1 protein-coding gene is annotated in these 255 nt (G+C 67.5%); it reads left to right on the top strand.

Annotated elements, in window-relative coordinates:
* A partial coding sequence (locus Q8X48_RS30050; RefSeq protein ID WP_407802693.1) for a VCBS domain-containing protein occupies positions 1 to 255 on the top strand: 255 nt, incomplete at both ends.

Genomic DNA, 255 nt, shown 5'->3' with positions numbered 1-255 from the left:
GGCCGTGCTGTCCGCCGACATCGCCCACCTCACCGAGACTAATGCCGCCGTCGACATTTCCACCACCGGCACCCTGACCATCAGCGACGTCGACAGCGCCGCCACCTTCGTCGCCCAAACCAACACCACCGGCAGCTACGGCCAGTTCTCCATCGGCACCGGCGGTGCCTGGACCTACGTCGCCAGCTCCGCCCACAACGAGTTCGCCGCCGGCACCACCTACACCGACACCTTCGCGGTGAGCAGTGCCGATGG

The sequence above is a fragment of the Pseudomonas sp. QLc11A genome (assembly GCF_052112305.1).
GTDB lineage: Bacteria > Pseudomonadota > Gammaproteobacteria > Pseudomonadales > Pseudomonadaceae > Aquipseudomonas > Aquipseudomonas laurylsulfatiphila.
The sequence above is the reverse complement of the archived record's forward strand: the minus strand, read 5'-3'. Positions and strand labels throughout refer to the sequence as shown.